Below are 17,831 nucleotides of genomic sequence, written 5' to 3'. Positions count from 1 at the left end.
ACAGCCAAACGGGACCGACCTGATGAGCCAAGTGACCTTTTACCTGATGAGCCAGCCCGATGATGCGGATGCCTCCGCCGTCGAGCGCCTCGCCTGCCAGCTTGCGGCCGATGGCTGGAGCGCAGGCCACCTCTATCTGCTGTGCGAGGACGAGGCCCAGGCCCTGCGTCTGGACGAGCTGTTGTGGCAGTTGCCGCCCGATCGCTTCGTGCCGCACCAGTTGCAGGGGGAGAGCGGTCAGGCTCCGGTGGAGATAGGCCATCAGCCGCCACGGCGGCGCTATGCCTGCCTCATCAACCTGGCCCGGCAGACACCTTTGTTTGCAGGACACTTCGCTCAAGTGGTAGATTTTGTCCCCACTGACGAAACGCAAAAGCAGCAAGCCCGCGAGCGCTACAAGCACTATCGCCAGGCGGGCCATACCCTCGAGATGAGGGATCAGCCCGTCCTTGCCGCACCGGATCCGGCGCAGCCCTGACTGTGCCACCCTCGATCCACGACGAATCAACACCAGACTCCATCCATCCAGAATACGGCGAGACCATGGAAAAGACTTTTAATCACAACGCCATCGAACAGGCGCTCTATCAGCACTGGGAAGCCCAGGGTTACTTCAAGCCCCACGGCGACACCAGCAAAGACTCCTTCTGCATCATGATCCCGCCGCCGAACGTCACCGGCAGCCTGCACATGGGTCACGCCTTCCAGCAGACCCTGATGGACACCCTGATCCGCTACAACCGCATGCAGGGCAAGAACACCCTGTGGCAGGCGGGTACCGACCACGCCGGTATCGCCACCCAGATGGTGGTTGAGCGCAAGATCGCCGCAGAAGAGGGCAAGACCCGCCACGATTACGGCCGGGAAGCCTTCATCGACAAGATCTGGCAGTGGAAGGAAGAGTCCGGTGGCACCATCACCCGTCAGATGCGCCGTCTGGGTGACTCCGTGGATTGGGAGCGCGAGCGCTTCACCATGGATGAGGGCCTCTCCGCCGCCGTCCAGGAAGTGTTCGTGCGCCTGTACGAAGACGGCCTGATGTACCGCGGCAAGCGTCTGGTGAACTGGGATCCCAAGCTCAACACCGCCATCTCCGACCTGGAAGTGGAAAACCGCGAGATCAAGGGCCACATGTGGCACCTTCGCTACCCGCTGGCCAACGGCGCCAAGACCGCCGAAGGCCAGGATCACCTGATCGTCGCCACCACCCGTCCGGAAACCATGCTGGGTGATACCGCCGTGGCCGTGAACCCGGAAGACCCCCGCTACAAGGCGCTGATCGGCCAGCACATCCTGCTGCCGCTGGTGAACCGTCTGATCCCCATCGTTGCCGACGAACACGCCGACATGGAGAAAGGCACCGGCTGCGTGAAGATCACCCCGGCCCACGACTTCAACGACAACGAAGTGGGCAAGCGCCACAACCTGCCGATGATCAACATCTTCACCCTGGACGCCCACGTGCGTGCCGAGGCCGAAGTGGTCGATACCAATGGCAACCCCAGCACCGCCTATGACGCCGCCCTGCCGACCGAGTTCGCCGGGATGGAGCGCTTCGCCGCCCGCAAGGCCATCGTCGCCAAGCTGGACGAGCTGGGCCTCCTGGCCGAGATCAAGGATCATGTGCTGCAACAGCCTTACGGCGATCGCGGCGGCGTGCCCATCGAGCCCATGCTGACCGACCAGTGGTACGTGCGCGTGGCCCCCATGGCCAAGACCGCCATCGAGGCGGTGGAAGATGGCCGCATCCAGTTCGTGCCGAAGCAGTACGAAAACATGTACTTCTCCTGGATGCGCGACATTCAGGACTGGTGCGTCTCCCGTCAGCTGTGGTGGGGTCACCGCATCCCGGCATGGTATGACGATGCCGGCAACGTCTACGTGGGCCGCAACGAAGAGGAAGTGCGCGCCAAGCACAGCATCCCGTCCGTGACCGTGCTGCGTCAGGACGAAGACGTGCTCGACACCTGGTTCAGCTCCGCCCTGTGGACCTTCTCCACCCTGGGCTGGCCGAACAACACCGAGGCACTCAAGACCTTCCACCCGACCGACGTGCTGATGAGCGGCTTCGACATCATCTTCTTCTGGATTGCCCGGATGATCATGATGACCATGCACTTCATCAAGGACGAGAACGGCCAGCCGCAAGTCCCGTTCAAGACCGTCTACATCACCGGCCTCATCCGTGACGAAGAAGGCCAGAAGATGTCCAAGTCCAAGGGCAACGTGCTGGACCCCCTCGACATGATCGACGGCATCTCCCTGGAAGACCTGCTGGAGAAGCGCACCGGCAACATGATGCAGCCGCAGATGGCCGAGAAGATCGCCAAGCGCACCGCCAAGCAGTTCCCGGAAGGGATCAATGCCCACGGCACCGACGCCCTGCGCTTCACCCTTGCGGCGCTGGCCTCTACCGGTCGTGACATCAACTGGGACATGAAGCGCCTGGATGGCTACAACAACTTCTGCAACAAGCTGTGGAACGCCTCCCGCTATGTGCTGATGAACACCGAAGATCAGGATTGCGGCTTCTCTTCGCAAGGGAATGGTGGCGAGATGCAGTTCAGCCTGGCGGATCGCTGGATCCAGTCCCAGCTGCAAGTGGCCATCCGGGACTTCCGTACCGCCCTCGATACCTACCGCTTCGACATCGCGGCAGGCGTCTTGTACGAATTTATCTGGAACCAGTTCTGTGACTGGTATCTGGAGCTGACCAAGCCGGTATTGACCAAGGGTTCCGAGGCCGAGCAGCGCGCTGCCCGCCACACCCTCGTTAGCGTCCTCGAGACCCTGCTGCGCCTGGCTCACCCGATCATCCCGTTCATCACCGAGACCATCTGGAAATCGGTCGCCCCGCTGGCCGGCGTACACGCCGACACCATCATGATTCAGGCCTTCCCGGAATTCGACGCCGCCAGGGTGGACGAAGCCGCGATGGCGGATCAGGAGTGGGTGAAGGAGTTCATCGTCAGCATCCGCAACATCCGCGCCGAGATGAACGTGGCCCCGAGCGTCCCCCTCAACGTGCTGCTCCAGTGCGATGCCAAGGATGCCCAGCGCGCCCAGGGCAACGAGGCCTTCCTCAAGTCGCTGGCCCGTCTGGAATCCATCCGCGTACTGGCGGACGGTGAAACCGCCCCGCTGTCGGTCAAAAAATTGATCGGTGCTACCGAGCTGATGATCCCGATGGCTGGTCTCATCGACAAGGATGCCGAGCTGGCCCGTCTGGCCAAAGAGGTTGCCCGTCTGGTGGGCGAGTGCGGCCGCATCGAAGGCAAGCTCGGCAACGAAGCCTTCGTCGCCAAGGCGCCGGAAGCGGTCATCATCAAGGAGCGCGAGAAGCTGGAAGATTACCGTCTCCAGCTGACCAAGCTGGAAGCCCAGCAGGCCGAGATCGCAGCGCTCTAAGCCACAGCGCAACATGACAAGCCCCCGTTTATCGGGGGCTTTTTCATGTCATGGGTTCAGTTCTCTCTCTCCTGCCCCGCAGTTTTATCCCTCCCGCCGGGGCGATATTCAAAAATTCACGAGCCAAATCACCTCCTTTCACAAGCGCAGAGCCCGCAAATTCATTACACTGCCAGCGGTCTTTTCTATCGGGAGTGCTGCTGCAGTATGGAAATATTGATCCTGTTTGGATTGATTTTGCTCAATGGCGTCTTCGCCATGTCGGAAATCGCCATCGTGACGGCACGCAAGGCACGCCTCGCCAAAATGGCGAGCGAAGGGAGCCGCTCCGCCGCCATCGCCCTCAAGCTCGGGGAAGATCCGACCCATTTCCTTTCCGCCGTACAGATCGGCATCACCAGCATCGGCCTGCTCAACGGTATCTATGGCGAGTCCCTGCTGGCCCAGCCCTTCGCCCTCTGGCTGCAGGAGTGGGGGCTCTCCCCCAAGAGCAGCAGCCTGCTCGCCACCGTCATCGTGGTCGTGCTGGTCACCTATCTCTCCATCGTGGTAGGGGAGCTCGTACCCAAACGCCTCGGACAGCTCAGCGCCGAGCGCATTGCCTGTCTGGTAGCCCGCCTCATGCTCTGGCTGGCGACCCTGACCCGTCCCTTCGTCTGGTTGCTCTCCGCCTCCACCAATGCCAGCCTGCGGCTGCTGCGGGTCGATCAGCGCAGCAGCAACAACGTCACTCAGGAGGAGATCCACGCCATGCTGGTGGAGGGCTCCGAAGCGGGGGTGATCGAGGACCATGAGCACACTATGTTGCGCAACGTGTTCCGCCTCGACGAACGCAGCCTGGCCTCCCTGATGGTGCCGCGCAGCGACATCCGCTATCTGGACCTGTCACTGCCGCTGGAAGTGAACCTCCAACGTCTGGTGGAGTATCGCCACAGCTTCTTCCCTGTCTGTGACGGCAGCCTGTCGGATCTCGTCGGCATCCTCAACGTCAGCAAGGTGCTGCACGCCTACATCAAGGGAGAACCCATCGTTCTGGCGGCGCTGACCCAGGACGGCAGCCTGCTGCCGGAGACCCTCAACGGCCTGGAGCTGCTCAACCACTTCCGTACCCACTCCGAGCACATGGTGCTGGTGGTGGACGAGTATGGCGAACTGCAGGGGCTGGTCACCCAGCAGGATCTGCTGGAAACCCTGGCCGGCGACTTCCAGCAGGAAGATGGGGAGGACAACTGGGCCTTCCAGCGCGCCGACGGCAGCTGGCTGCTCGACGGCCTCATTCCACTGCCAGAATTGAAGGACTGTCTGGAGCTGGTTCGTCTGCCGGAAGAAGAAAAACATCACTATCACACCCTTGGAGGGCTTATCATGCTGCTCCTTGGCCGCCTTCCCCAGACCGGAGACCTGGTCACCCTGGAACAGTGGCAACTGGAAATCGTGGATATGGACGGCCTGCGCATCGACAAGGTACTTGCCATGCCCTTGACCGACCAACCCAGCTAACCTGCGGAGTTTGCATGTATGGAGCAGTTTTACCACCTGGCTCACGCCTTTATGCATCAGGATCTGGCGACACTCTCTGATCCCAAGATGGTCTTCATGGTCTATGTCGTCCTGCTGACCTTCCTGGTGCTCGAGAATGGCTTTATCCCCACCGCCTTCCTGCCAGGGGATACCCTGCTGATCCTGACCGGCGTGCTGATCTATCAGGGGGTGTTGCCGATGGCGGTGGTCCCGCTGCTGATCATGGCGACCTTCGTCGGTACCTGGCTTGGCTACATGCAGGGGCGTTTCCTCGGCCACACCCGGATGTATCACAGGCTGATGTCACACCTCGATGACAAGCACAAGGAGAAGGTGCACTACCTGCTCAACAAGTACGGCATCATCACCCTGATCACCGCCCGCTACATCGCCTTCGTGCGTACCGCCTACCCCTACATCGTCGGTGCCAACGAGATCCCCCAGGGGCGCTTCCTGGTGGTCAACCTGATCAGCTCCATCATGTGGATCTGCCCCCTGGTCGGGCTGGGTTACTACCTGAGCCACACCAAGCTGGCCGCGCAGTATGAGTCCCAATTTCTCAGCGTCATTATCTACCTGCCGGTCGTGCTGCTGGTGGGCGGCCTCATCGCTCTGGTCTGGCGCTGGTGGAGCAGACGCAAGCCCGGCGTCTCCAGAGAGTGAGACAAACCACAGGGTCGCCCACAGGCGGCCCTTTTTTATGGAAAATAGTGGCGAATTCCCCCAGCTCGCTCTTGTAAAGCAGGGGCAAAAATGAGTGAATCTAGCGCCTTTTTTCGCTGTGGATGGAGTTGGTTGTATGGGGTGTTGGATTCGCGCAATCGCGCTGGTAGGTGGATTGATGGGACTGCTGGGTTCGCAGACAGCCCTGGCGACCCCCGACCCGGCCAAGCTGCAGCTCAAATCGGGCAGTGCCCTGGTGATGGACGTCAACACCGGCAAGACCCTGTATCAGAAAAACCCCACCCGGGTGCGCCCCATCGCCTCCCTCACCAAGCTGATGACGGCGCTGGTGGTGCTGGATGCCCGCCAGAACCTCAATCAGACCCTGACCATCGATCAGAACGACAGGGACAACATCAAGCACACCTATTCACGGGTGCGCATGGGCACCCAGGTCAGCCGCCGCGACGCCCTGCATCTGGCGCTGATGTCCTCCGAGAACCGCATGGCCTCGGCGCTTGCCCGCCACTACCCGGGGGGTCGCCAGGCCTTCATCCGCGCCATGAACAACAAGGCCAGACAGCTCGGCATGCGCAACACCCGCTACTATGACTCCACCGGTCTCTCCACCCGCAACGTCTCCACCGCCCAGGATCTGGCCAAGCTCCTCTCTGCGGCCTATCGACAGCCGCTGATCCGTGAATTCACCCAGGACACCAGCAGGGAGATGCGCTTTCACAAGCCGGCCTACAGCCTGATGTTCAACAATACCAACCCGCTGGTGAAGAACCCGGACTGGGATGTACGCCTCTCCAAGACAGGCTATACCGACGAAGCGGGCCGCTGCCTGCTGATGCGTGCCAAACCGGATCGTCAGGAGCTCGCCATCGTACTGCTCAACTCGGTGGGCAAACGCACCCCTGTCGGGGATGCCAACCGCATCCGCAAGTGGCTGAAAAGCTGATTCTCTCCACGAAGACATGAAAGGATGCCGCGGCATCCTTTTTATTGCCCGCCAAACGCCTCAGCAAGCCGCCAGAGAGCGCCAGCCCCGCACAGCATAGTGCGTATGGTAAGGGCACCCAGGTCCACAGGCACGGCCACGGGATGCATCAGCAGCCTGCCAGGCAAGACCCGTCGAGAGTGGTGACCCGGGGGCACGTGCAGCAAGGGGGAATAGTCCCCCGTGGGAGCGTCAGGGAGAAGAACACGAGAGAGACAACCCCATGATGGGGAGGAGGATATCGCCCATAAAAAAACAGCCCCGACTGACGTCGAGGCTGTCTGTATGGTGCGCCCGAGAGGATTCGAACCTCTGACCACCTGGTTCGTAGCCAGGTACTCTATCCAGCTGAGCTACGGGCGCTCACAACTTGTTGCACTGCTTGAAATATGGTGCGCCCGAGAGGATTCGAACCTCTGACCACCTGGTTCGTAGCCAGGTACTCTATCCAGCTGAGCTACGGGCGCTCATAAATTGTTGCACTGCTTGAAACATGGTGCGCCCGAGAGGATTCGAACCTCTGACCACCTGGTTCGTAGCCAGGTACTCTATCCAGCTGAGCTACGGGCGCTCATAAATCATTGTATTGCTTGAAATGGTGCGCCCGAGAGGATTCGAACCTCTGACCACCTGGTTCGTAGCCAGGTACTCTATCCAGCTGAGCTACGGGCGCCCTGTTTTCAAACGATAAAAAAAGCTTACTCAACAGTAAGCCTTCTTTAGTGCCGACTTGCTGATGGTCAACACATGACTCCAAGAGTCAAATATGGTGCGCCCGAGAGGATTCGAACCTCTGACCACCTGGTTCGTAGCCAGGTACTCTATCCAGCTGAGCTACGGGCGCAAAATGGCGGAGAAGGGGGGATTCGAACCCCCGATGCGGGTATAAGCCGCATACTCCCTTAGCAGGGGAGCGCCTTCAGCCTCTCGGCCACCTCTCCGTTTGCGGGGCTGATAATACTTCACAGGGATTTTTAGTCAAACACTTTTTTGGAGAAAACAGAGCGTTCGCTCAGCATTTGGCCAAAGAGTGGAATATTCAAGCAATATCGACACTTACCCAGTAGTTTCGCGCTCTGCAGGCCGATTTGCAGGCCCCTGAAAAACAAAAGGCGACATCCGGGATGTCGCCTTCAGGCAGCCATGAAATGGCTTAGAAATTCGGTTGGCCCGGGACTTTCTCGGCCTGTATCCGCATGTAGATCTCTTCGCGGTGTACGGAAACCTCTTTCGGTGCATTCACACCGATACGAACCTGGTTCCCTTTTACGCCCAGTACGGTAACGGTTACTTCGTCACCAATCATCAGGGTTTCCCCTACACGACGAGTCAAAATAAGCATTCGCTTGCTCCTGTATCCTGTTTTGTATTTATATCGATATGCGCCATTATCTTACAAAGATACCGATATGGTAAATGGTTGAAACTAAATCAATCAGGGATTGTTTCCCAAGGGCTGCTCATGAGGCTCTTGATCCAACCCGAACGCCGAGTGCAACGAACGCACGGCCAGCTCCAGGTACTTCTCGTCAATCACCACGGATATCTTGATTTCAGAGGTGGAGATCAGCTGCATGTTGATCCCTTCCTCACCCAATACCTTGAACATGGTGCGCGCTACACCAGGATGATTCCACATGCCGACCCCGACGATGGAGACCTTGGCGATCTCTCCGTTGCCCTGCACGCAGGCGGCCCCCAGCTCGCTGGCGGTCTCCTCCAGCAAGGCGCGGGCCCGGCGATAATCATCGCGATTCACCGTGAAGGTGAAGTCGGCGGTACCATCCCCCATGGTGTTCTGCACTATCATGTCGACATCTATGTTGGCGTCGCTGATCGGATTCAGGATCTGCGCGGCCACGGTCGGCCTGTCCGGCACACCCAGAATGGTCAGGCTGGCCTCGTTGCGATTGAACGCAATGCCGGATACCAGGGGTGCTTCCATCCTCTCACCTCCATATGTGATTAAGGTTCCCTCTCCGTCGACGAAACTCGACAGCACCCTTAGCGGCACGCGGTACTTGCCCGCGAACTCGACCGAACGGATCTGCAACACCTTGGCGCCGAGACTCGCCATCTCGAGCATCTCCTCGAAGGTGATGGTATCGAGGCGACGCGCCTTGGGCTCGATGCGCGGATCCGTGGTATACACCCCGTCCACATCGGTAAAGATCTGGCACTCATCGGCCTTGATGGCCGCAGCCACGGCCACCGCGGTGGTATCCGAACCACCTCGGCCCAGGGTAGTGATGGCATTATGCTCATCGCGCCCCTGGAAACCGGCAATCACTACCACCTTGCCGGCACCGAGTGCGGCTTCCACCTGCTCGGTGTCGATACGGGTGATGCGCGCCTTGCCATAGGCGGAGTCGGTATGGATGCGGACCTGATCACCGGTCATCGAGACTGCGGGGCAACCGCGCTTGTTGAGCGCAATCGCCAGCAGTGCAATGGTGACCTGCTCACCGGTGGAGATCAGCACATCCATCTCGCGCCGGTTGGCATCCTGGTCCAGCTGCTGGGCCATGCCCAGCAACCGGTTGGTTTCGCCCGACATGGCGGAGACCACCACCACCACGTCATGTCCCTGGGCACGGGTCAGTTGAACCCGCTCAGCAACTGCCTCGATCCGCTCCAGCGTGCCGACCGAGGTGCCACCGTACTTCTGTACATAGAGTGCCACAGATCACCTCGCCCGCTTACAGGCGCTCTTCCAACCAGGAGTGAACGGATTGCAGCGCCGCCGGCACCGCCTCAGGCTGGGTACCACCCGCCTGTGCCATGTCGGGACGACCACCGCCCTTGCCACCCACCTGCTGGGCCACCAGATTGACCAGCTCACCAGCCTTGACCTTGCCGGTCAGGTCATTGGTCACGCCCGCGATCAGGTTGACCTTGCCATCACTGCTGGTTGCCAGCAGCACGACACCGGATTTCATCTGGTTCTTCAGCTCGTCCAGCATGCCGCGCAGGGATTTGGGGTCGACCCCTTCCAGGGCGGCAACCAGCACCTTCTGACCATTGATGTCGATGACCTGGCTCAGCAGGTCGTTACCCGCCTGCGCCGCCAGCTTGGCCTTGAGCTGTTCCAGCTCGCGCTCCATCATCTTGGCCTTGTCCAGTACCTGGCGCACCTTGTCGGCGATGGAGAACTGATCGCCCTTCACCAACGCGGCGGCCTCTTCGATCTGTTCACCCAGCTGGTGCATCAGATCGATGGCGCTCTTGCCGGTGACCGCTTCGATACGACGCACGCCAGCCGCGATGCCGCTCTCGGCAATGATCTTGAAGAAGCCGATGTCACCGGTGCGCTTGGCATGGGTACCGCCGCACAGCTCGGTGGAGTAGTCGCCCATGCGCACCACGCGCACGTCGTCTTCGTATTTCTCGCCGAACAGGGCCATGGCGCCGGCCGCCTTGGCGGCATCCAGGTTCATCAGCTCGGTGTTGACGTCGTGGTTGGCACGGATCTGGGCGTTGACGAGCTCCTCGATCCGGCGAATGGTCGCCATGGTCAGCCCTTCGAAGTGGGAGAAGTCGAAGCGCATGCGCTCGGCGCCCACCAGGGATCCTTTCTGGGTCACGTGCTCACCCAGCGCCTGGCGCAAGGCCGCGTGCAGCAGGTGAGTCACGGAGTGGTTAAGGGCGATGGCCTGACGACGGTCGCCATCGACCACGGCCTCGACCTCGGCTCCCTTCTCCAGGGTACCCAGTTCCAGATAGCCCTTGTGGATGATCGCCTTGCCCGCTTTCTGGGTGTCGGTGACGGCGAAGATGCCGTCATCCACCTTGAGGATGCCGCTGTCACCCACCTGACCGCCGGACTCCGCATAGAAGGGGGTCTCCGCCAGCACGATCACGGCCTCTTCACCGGCGATAAGGCCATTGACCTCGACACCATCCTTGTAGATACCGACCACCTGGGTGTTCTGGCTCAGCTGTTTGTAACCGGTAAAGGGGGTCTCGAAATCGAGCTTCAGCACGTCGTTGTAGTTCACGCCGAAACTGGAAGCCTCTTTCGCGCGGGCGCGCTGCTTCTCCATCTCGGCCTTGAAGCCCTCTTCGTCGATGCCGATCTCGCGCTCGCGCACCACATCGGCGGTCAGGTCGGCCGGGAAGCCGTAAGTGTCATAGAGCTTGAACACCACTTCACCCGGGATAACCTTGGCATCACCGAGGTTGGCCAGGACGTCTTCCAGCAGCAGCAGACCTCTGTCCAGGGTGCGGACGAACTGCTCCTCCTCGATGCGCAGCACACGCTCGACCAGCGGCAGCTGGGCGATCAGTTCCGCCGCCACATCCTTCATCTGCACGGCCAGCTCGGCAGCCAGCTTGTAGAAGAAGACGTCGGTAGCACCCAGCTTGCGGCCGTGACGCACGGCGCGGCGGATGATGCGGCGCAGCACGTAGCCGCGACCTTCATTGGAGGGCATGACACCGTCAGCCACCAGGAAGGCGCAGGAACGGATGTGGTCCGCGATGACGCGCAGGGACTGGTTGCTCAGATCCGTGGTGCCGACAATCTCGGCCGCCTTCTTGATCAACGCCTGGAAGATGTCGATCTCATAGTTGGAGTGCACCCCCTGCATGATGGCGGAGATCCGCTCCAGACCCATGCCGGTATCCACGGACGGACGGGGCAGCGGCTCCATGGTGCCGTCAGCCTGACGGTTGAACTGCATGAAGACCACGTTCCAGATCTCGATGAAGCGGTCGCCATCCTCTTCCGGTGAACCGGGAGGGCCACCCCAGATGTGATCGCCGTGGTCGTAGAAGATCTCGGTGCAGGGACCGCATGGGCCGGTATCGCCCATGGCCCAGAAGTTGTCGGATGCATAAGGAGCACCCTTGTTGTCACCGATGCGCACGATGCGATCGGCCGGCACGCCGACCTCTTTTTCCCAGATGTCGAAGGCTTCGTCGTCAGTCGCGTAGACGGTCACCAGCAGGCGCTCTTTGGGCAGCTTGAGGGTACCGGTCAGGAATTCCCATGCAAACCGGATGGCGTCCTGTTTGAAGTAGTCACCGAAGCTGAAGTTGCCCAGCATCTCGAAGAAGGTGTGGTGACGGGCGGTATAGCCGACGTTTTCCAGGTCATTGTGCTTGCCGCCAGCCCGCACGCAACGCTGGGCCGTGGTGGCACGATGATAGGCACGCTTGTCGGCGCCAAGGAACACGTCCTTGAACTGGTTCATCCCTGCGTTGGTGAACAGCAGGGTCGGATCGTTGTGCGGTACCAGCGAGCTGGAAGAGACAACCTGGTGTCCCTGGGTGCGGAAATACTCGAGAAACGCAGCGCGAATCTCTGACGTGGACATGTACATGGAAAATCCTGCTTGATTCGAATACGGACTTTTAACCGCATTAATGTAAGTTTTCTGCAGGGTAAAGTAAAACGTGGGGACCCTTGGCGGGTGAAATAGCCCCCAAGGGGCCAGCGTTTGGCAGCAGCACCCGTAAGCACGTCGCAACAGGGGGGCTTCGGGATGCCTCGCTCGACCACAGGGCCGCCATCGACAGACTCGGCGAAGGGCTGATATTCCCCACCAGCCGCACCGCACACCAGTTGCTATAGGTGTTCAACCTTGGCGCGCCACTATTGCTCACCTTGCATGGCTGAGAGGGCGTAACGGGCTTGTTCCTGGGTAAAACCACGCCCCATCAGATATTTGAGCCACTTCATGCGCAGTTTGAAGTCGGCAAGGTCGGTCGCCTTTGCCCGACGCGACAACAACGCAAGCGCCAGTTCGAACCAGTCGAGCTCGGGTTGATCCAGGGCAGCCTCGATCTGGGTGTCATCCAGCCCCTTGCGGCGCAGATCGAAGCGGATCCTGAGCGGACCATGGCCTTTGGCCGCACCAGCCCGCACCGCCATGGCACCGTAACGATCGTCATTGACCCAGCCATAGCCACGGCAATGGTCGAGTACAACGGCGACCACCTCCTCCTCGAATCCCTTCTGACGCAGGCGTCTGGCCAGCTCCGACTCGGCACTCTCGCGACGGGCCAGACTGCGCATGGCGTAGGCACGGGCGGCCGCCAGCTGCTCTTCAAAGGTCAATTCGACGGGCTCGCCCGTTTCGTTCACTGATTCATCCGCCATAAACAACAAGGCCGGGTATCAACCCGGCCTTTCCTCATTCCTTATTCGAACTCTTGTTCGTTTTCGGCTTCAAACTCGTCGTATTCGGCAGCCGTGGCCTTCTCTTCCACCGGCGCGGCGCCAGAGAGCAGCAGCTCGCGCAGCTTCACTTCCACCTCGGCAGCCAGTGCCTTGTTTTCGGAGAAGAGCTTCATCACGTTGGCTTTGCCCTGGCCGATCTTCTCGCCGTTGTAGCTGTACCAGGCGCCCGCCTTGTCGATCAGCTTGTGCTTGACGCCGAGATCCACCAGCTCGCCCTCCTTGGAGATACCGGCACCATAGAAGATCTGGAACTCAGCCTGCTTGAAGGGTGGCGCCACCTTGTTCTTGACGACCTTGACGCGGGTTTCGTTGCCGACCACCTCGTCCCCTTCCTTGATGGCGCCGGTACGACGGATGTCAAGGCGCACGGAGGCGTAAAACTTCAGAGCGTTACCACCGGTGGTGGTCTCCGGGCTGCCGAACATGACGCCAATCTTCATCCGGATCTGGTTGATGAAGATGCACAGGCAGTTGGCGTTCTTGATGTTGGCGGTCAATTTACGCAGCGCCTGGGACATCAGTCGGGCCTGCAGGCCGACGTGGGAGTCACCCATCTCCCCTTCGATTTCCGCTTTCGGGGTCAGGGCAGCCACGGAGTCGACGATGATGACGTCGACGGCATTGGAGCGCACCAGCATGTCGCAAATCTCCAGTGCCTGTTCACCGGTATCCGGCTGGGAGATGAGCAGGTCGTCGACGTTGACGCCCAGCTTGGCGGCATAGATAGGATCCAGTGCGTGCTCCGCATCGACGAAGGCACAGGTCTTGCCCTTCTTCTGGGCTTCGGCGATCACCTGCAGGGTCAGCGTAGTTTTACCGGAGGATTCCGGACCGTAGATCTCGACGATACGACCGCACGGCAGACCACCGATCCCCAGCGCCACGTCCAGAGAGAGAGAGCCGGTGGAGATGGCTTCAATATCCATGGTCTTGCTGTCGCCCAGACGCATGATGGAGCCTTTGCCAAACTGCTTTTCGATCTGGCCCAGCGCAGCCGCCAGTGCCTTCTGTTTGTTCTGATCCATGCCAATCTCCGCTGGGAATCGTGAATAAGAAGTGAAGTTGGGCTAAGTATACTGTTTATGCATACAGTATCAAGCCCAATTTATTTGAGCAGTGCCAGGAGTCCGGACAAGGCCTGTCTGACCGCCTGCTGGCGCACCTGATGGCGATCCCCATCGAAACGGGCGAGCAGGGAGTGGTGACGACCGGTACGATCTGCCCAGGCAAACCAGACAGTGCCGACCGGTTTCTCCTCGCTGCCACCACCAGGCCCGGCGATACCGCTGATGGCCACGCAGATACCCGCATCGGAGCGAGCCAGGCAGCCCCGGGTCATCTCCAGCACCACGGGTTCGCTGACGGCGCCGTGGCGCAACAGGCTGTCGATGCTGACGCCGAGCATCTGTTGTTTGGCTTCGTTGGTGTAGGTCACGAAACCGCGATCGAACCAGGCAGAACTGCCGGCAGTATCCGTGATGGCAGTGGCAACCCCGCCGCCGGTGCAGGATTCCGCCGTGGCGGCCAGCCAGCCTCTGGCCAGCAGTGCCTCGCCCAGTTCCCGGGATAAGCGGGAGATCTCTGCTTCAAGTCCCATCATCGCCTCCTCTTCCAGCCTCTTCCAGGCGAAATATGGCGCTCATTATGCAGTTGCCCCGCCCCTCGGGCAACCGACCCCGGGGCCACTGCGTCAGCAAGTTGTCGTCGCTTAAGCTCCAGTACATGGCTGCTCATTATCATGTTCCAACACCGCCATGCATGCGGTTTCCATCCCATCAGACCAAGGAGAAAGCCGGATGATGCATCCGTTCAACGTCGCCATGACAGCCCTCGCAATGTGTATCGCCACCCATGCCTTTGCCACCGAGGGCACCGCCGAGCTGCAGAGCGAGACCACCCTGACCCAGGAGCTGAACCTCTCCAGCGCCCAGGCGGAGCAGATCAAGGGGCTGCGCGAGCAGGTCACCAGGGAGCTGGGCTCAATCAAGCTCGACGCAATCGGCCAGGATGTCATCGTCAACATGATCAAGTCCGGCAAGTGGGATGAAGTGGCGGCGAGAAAGCAGTTGCAGACCATCAGCGACGTACAGGCCGAGGCCCGCTACCATCGCGCCCACTACCTCTTCGAGGTGAGCCGGGTGCTGACGCCCGAGCAGAAAGCCAAGCTGCACGAGATGCTGAGCGGCGACGAAGCCATGTACTGAGGGCGACACTCTCCCCGCTCTCCCATCCCCGCATCCGTGCGGGGATGCTATTTCTCCTCCCCCGTGCCTCTTCTTGGCCAGGCTCCATCCCAGGCCACTCTGGCCAGCATCAGCCGGATGCACAGATCCGCGACGGGACGCCAGCTTTGCCCCCAAGACGGAGATTCCTCCTCACCATCTTGCCTCGAGCATGTAGAATGGCCCCCAGATTCAGACCCATGACGGCAGACGTTTGCCCGCAAGAGCACCTTCTGGAATAGCACATGACAGCACAATACCAAGCGCCAGGCGCCAACTTGAGCGCCCACACCCCCATGATGCAGCAGTATCTGACTCTGAAGGCCGAAAACCCGGAGATCCTGCTGTTCTATCGCATGGGCGACTTCTACGAGCTCTTCTACGACGACGCCCGCAAGGCCTCCCAGCTGCTCGACATCTCCCTGACCAAGCGCGGCCAGTCGGCCGGCAGCCCCATCCCGATGGCCGGGGTGCCCTATCACGCCATCGAGGGGTATCTCGCCAAGCTGGTACAGCTCGGCGAATCGGCCGCCATCTGCGAGCAGGTGGGGGATCCCGCCACCAGCAAGGGGCCGGTGGAGCGCAAGGTCATTCGCATCATCACCCCGGGTACCGTCTCCGACGAGGCGCTGCTCAGCGAGCGGCAGGACAACCTGATCGCCGCCGTCTACCACGATGGCCGCCGCTTCGGTTACGGCACCATGGACATCGGCTCCGGCCGCTTCTTCATCAACCAGTTCGAGAAAGAAGAGACCCTGCTCGCCGAGTTGCAACGCACCAATCCGGCGGAGCTGCTCTACCCCGAATCGTTCGCCTTCCTGCACCATATCGAGGGTCGCCGCGGTCTGCGCCGCCGCCCGGAGTGGGAGTTCGAGCTCGGCACCGCCCGCAAGCTCTTGTGCCAGCAGTTCGGCACCCAGGATCTGGTGGGCTTTGGGGTCGAGCAGAGCGAGACCGCCCTGTGCGCCGCCGGCTGCCTGATGCAGTACGTGAAAGACACCCAGCGCACCGCCCTGCCCCACATTCGCAGCGTGCGCCTGGAGCAGCCCGATCATGCGGTCATCATGGATGCCGCCACCCGCCGCAATCTGGAGCTGACCCAGAATCTGGCCGGCGGTCACGACAACACCCTCTCCGCCGTGCTCGATTGCACCGCCACGCCGATGGGCAGCCGCCTGCTCAAGCGCTGGATCCACCAGCCGATCCGCGATCGGGTGATCCTCAAAGGTCGCCAGAGCACCATCAAGGAGCTCATCGAGCAGAACCTCTATGACGAGCTGGGCGGTTTGCTGCGCCAGGTCGGCGATGTGGAGCGGGTGCTGGCGCGCCTCGCCCTGCGCTCGGCCCGCCCGCGCGATCTGACCCGGCTGCGGCAGGCTTTTGCTCAGCTGCCCGAGTTGCAGCGTCTGCTGGCGGAGAGCGAGCACGAGGCGGTGCAGCAGCTGCGCGAGCGGGCGAGCACCTTCCCCGAACTGTTCGACCTGCTGGAGCGTGCCGTGATGGAGGTGCCACCGGTGCTCATCCGCGATGGCGGCGTCATCCGTGAAGGGTTCAATCAGGAGCTGGACGAGCTGCGGGATCTGGCCAATGGCGCCACCGCCAGCCTGGCCCGCATCGAGGAGCGGGAGAAGGCGCTCACCGGCATCAACACCCTCAAGGTGGGCTACAACAAGGTGCACGGCTTCTACATCGAGGTGAGCCGCGCTAACAGCCACCTGGTGCCGGCCCACTACATCCGCCGCCAGACGCTGAAAAACAACGAGCGCTACATCATCGATGAGCTGAAGAAGTACGAGGACAAAGTGCTCACCGCCCAGGCCCAGGCGCTGGCGCTGGAAAAACGTCTCTACGAAGAGCTGCTCGACGCCCTGCTGCCGCACCTCGGCGATCTGCAGGAGTCTGCTGCCGCACTGGCGGAGCTGGACGTGCTGGCCAACCTGGCCGAGCGGGCAGAGACCCTCGACTATCGCTGCCCCACCCTCATCGACGAGGATCAGATCATCATCGAGGCGGGCCGCCATCCCGTGGTGGAGCAGGTGATGACCGACCCCTTTATCGCCAACCCGATACAGCTGGAGCGGGAGCGGCGGATGTTGATAATCACCGGCCCCAACATGGGCGGTAAATCCACCTACATGCGCCAGACTGCGCTCATCGTTCTGCTGGCCCATATCGGCGCATTCGTGCCCGCCGACAGCGCCCGCATCGGCCCCATCGACCGCATCTTCACCCGCATCGGGGCGTCGGATGATCTCGCCTCCGGCCGCTCCACCTTTATGGTGGAGATGACCGAAACCGCCAATATCCTCAACAACGCCACCGCCCGCAGTCTGGTGCTGATGGACGAAATTGGCCGCGGCACCAGCACCTACGACGGCCTCTCGCTGGCCTGGGCCTGCGCCGAGCAGCTGGCAAGCAAGATTGGCGCCTACACCCTGTTCGCCACTCACTACTTCGAGCTGACCCGCCTGCCCGAGCTGATGAGCGGGCTGGCCAACGTCCACCTGGATGCGGTGGAGCACGGCGACACCATCGCCTTTATGCACGCGGTGCAGGAAGGTGCGGCCAGCCGATCCTACGGCCTGCAGGTAGCGGCGCTGGCCGGGGTGCCGAAATCGGTGATCCACCAGGCCCGCCACAAACTGCACGAGCTGGAGAGTGCCACTCCGGTGGCCGCCGGCGAAAGTCGTCCGGCTCCGGTCACTCTCGCCCCGCAACCCCATCCTGTGGTGGAGGAGCTGGCAGCAGTTCGCCCGGACGAGCTGACCCCGCGACAGGCCCTTGACCTGCTCTATCGACTCAAGCAGATGCTGTAGCTACCGACCGCCGA

At 61.2% G+C, this 17,831-nt stretch carries 13 protein-coding genes and 6 tRNA genes; 7 read left to right on the top strand and 12 right to left on the bottom strand.

Annotated elements, in window-relative coordinates:
• The first annotated feature begins 22 nt into the window (after nt 1-22).
• From AB5Y54_RS14830 to pbpG, 5 genes are all read left to right on the top strand, one after another.
• On the top strand, nt 23-478 hold the full coding sequence (locus AB5Y54_RS14830; protein WP_010672959.1) for a DNA polymerase III subunit chi: 456 nt from the start codon (nt 23-25) through the stop codon (nt 476-478).
• Nucleotides 479-543: 65 nt separating this feature from the next.
• Entirely contained in the window at nt 544-3,408 is a 2,865-nt protein-coding gene (locus AB5Y54_RS14825; RefSeq protein WP_164882025.1) for a valine--tRNA ligase, read from the top strand.
• A 207-nt stretch (nt 3,409-3,615) separates the two neighbouring features.
• Nucleotides 3,616-4,908, top strand: a complete 1,293-nt coding sequence (locus tag AB5Y54_RS14820; protein ID WP_368153952.1) for a hemolysin family protein — start codon at nt 3,616-3,618, stop codon at nt 4,906-4,908.
• A gap of 18 nt (nt 4,909-4,926) precedes the next feature.
• Nucleotides 4,927-5,592, top strand: a complete 666-nt coding sequence (locus AB5Y54_RS14815; protein WP_039040923.1) for a DedA family protein — start codon at nt 4,927-4,929, stop codon at nt 5,590-5,592.
• Nucleotides 5,593-5,728: 136 nt separating this feature from the next.
• A complete protein-coding gene (gene pbpG, locus AB5Y54_RS14810; protein WP_029313722.1) occupies nt 5,729-6,556 on the top strand; it encodes a D-alanyl-D-alanine endopeptidase in 828 nt (275 codons plus the stop codon).
• Between the two features lie 325 nt (nt 6,557-6,881).
• Here pbpG and AB5Y54_RS14805 read toward each other — a convergent pair.
• The 12 genes from AB5Y54_RS14805 to pncC form a co-directional block, all read right to left on the bottom strand.
• Nucleotides 6,882-6,958: transfer RNA gene (locus AB5Y54_RS14805), tRNA-Arg, on the bottom strand.
• Between the two features lie 27 nt (nt 6,959-6,985).
• Nucleotides 6,986-7,062 (bottom strand) — tRNA-Arg (locus tag AB5Y54_RS14800).
• Nucleotides 7,063-7,089: 27 nt separating this feature from the next.
• Nucleotides 7,090-7,166 (bottom strand) — tRNA-Arg (locus tag AB5Y54_RS14795).
• A 25-nt stretch (nt 7,167-7,191) separates the two neighbouring features.
• Nucleotides 7,192-7,268, bottom strand: a tRNA-Arg gene (locus AB5Y54_RS14790).
• A 94-nt stretch (nt 7,269-7,362) separates the two neighbouring features.
• Nucleotides 7,363-7,439 (bottom strand) — tRNA-Arg (locus AB5Y54_RS14785).
• A gap of 4 nt (nt 7,440-7,443) precedes the next feature.
• Nucleotides 7,444-7,536 (bottom strand) — tRNA-Ser (locus AB5Y54_RS14780).
• A 212-nt stretch (nt 7,537-7,748) separates the two neighbouring features.
• Nucleotides 7,749-7,937, bottom strand: a complete 189-nt coding sequence (gene csrA / locus AB5Y54_RS14775) for a carbon storage regulator CsrA (protein ID WP_005315760.1) — start codon at nt 7,935-7,937, stop codon at nt 7,749-7,751.
• 93 nt (nt 7,938-8,030) lie between these two features.
• Nucleotides 8,031-9,278, bottom strand: coding sequence for an aspartate kinase (locus AB5Y54_RS14770; protein WP_010672822.1), 1,248 nt, complete (start codon nt 9,276-9,278; stop codon nt 8,031-8,033).
• A gap of 16 nt (nt 9,279-9,294) precedes the next feature.
• On the bottom strand, nt 9,295-11,919 hold the full coding sequence (alaS, locus tag AB5Y54_RS14765; RefSeq protein WP_119197023.1) for an alanine--tRNA ligase: 2,625 nt from the start codon (nt 11,917-11,919) through the stop codon (nt 9,295-9,297).
• Between the two features lie 272 nt (nt 11,920-12,191).
• Entirely contained in the window at nt 12,192-12,698 is a 507-nt protein-coding gene (locus AB5Y54_RS14760; RefSeq protein WP_113978665.1) for a regulatory protein RecX, read from the bottom strand.
• Nucleotides 12,699-12,739: 41 nt separating this feature from the next.
• Nucleotides 12,740-13,804 (bottom strand): recombinase RecA, encoded by a 1,065-nt coding sequence (recA, locus tag AB5Y54_RS14755; RefSeq protein WP_010672819.1) that lies wholly within the window; start codon nt 13,802-13,804, stop codon nt 12,740-12,742.
• A gap of 80 nt (nt 13,805-13,884) precedes the next feature.
• Entirely contained in the window at nt 13,885-14,376 is a 492-nt protein-coding gene (gene pncC, locus AB5Y54_RS14750) for a nicotinamide-nucleotide amidase (protein WP_029313644.1), read from the bottom strand.
• A 199-nt stretch (nt 14,377-14,575) separates the two neighbouring features.
• Between pncC and AB5Y54_RS14745 the strand changes: the two genes are divergently transcribed.
• The gene (locus tag AB5Y54_RS14745; RefSeq protein WP_160837311.1) at nt 14,576-14,983 is read left to right on the top strand and encodes a Spy/CpxP family protein refolding chaperone; all 408 of its coding nucleotides are present in this window, start codon (nt 14,576-14,578) and stop codon (nt 14,981-14,983) included.
• Between the two features lie 263 nt (nt 14,984-15,246).
• Entirely contained in the window at nt 15,247-17,817 is a 2,571-nt protein-coding gene (gene mutS / locus AB5Y54_RS14740) for a DNA mismatch repair protein MutS (protein WP_109112148.1), read from the top strand.
• Nucleotides 17,818-17,831 lie beyond the last annotated feature (14 nt).

It is taken from the genome of Aeromonas sp. s9 (assembly GCF_040907765.1).
Lineage (GTDB): Bacteria > Pseudomonadota > Gammaproteobacteria > Enterobacterales > Aeromonadaceae > Aeromonas > Aeromonas caviae.
This window is presented reverse-complemented; position numbering and strand designations above follow the sequence as displayed.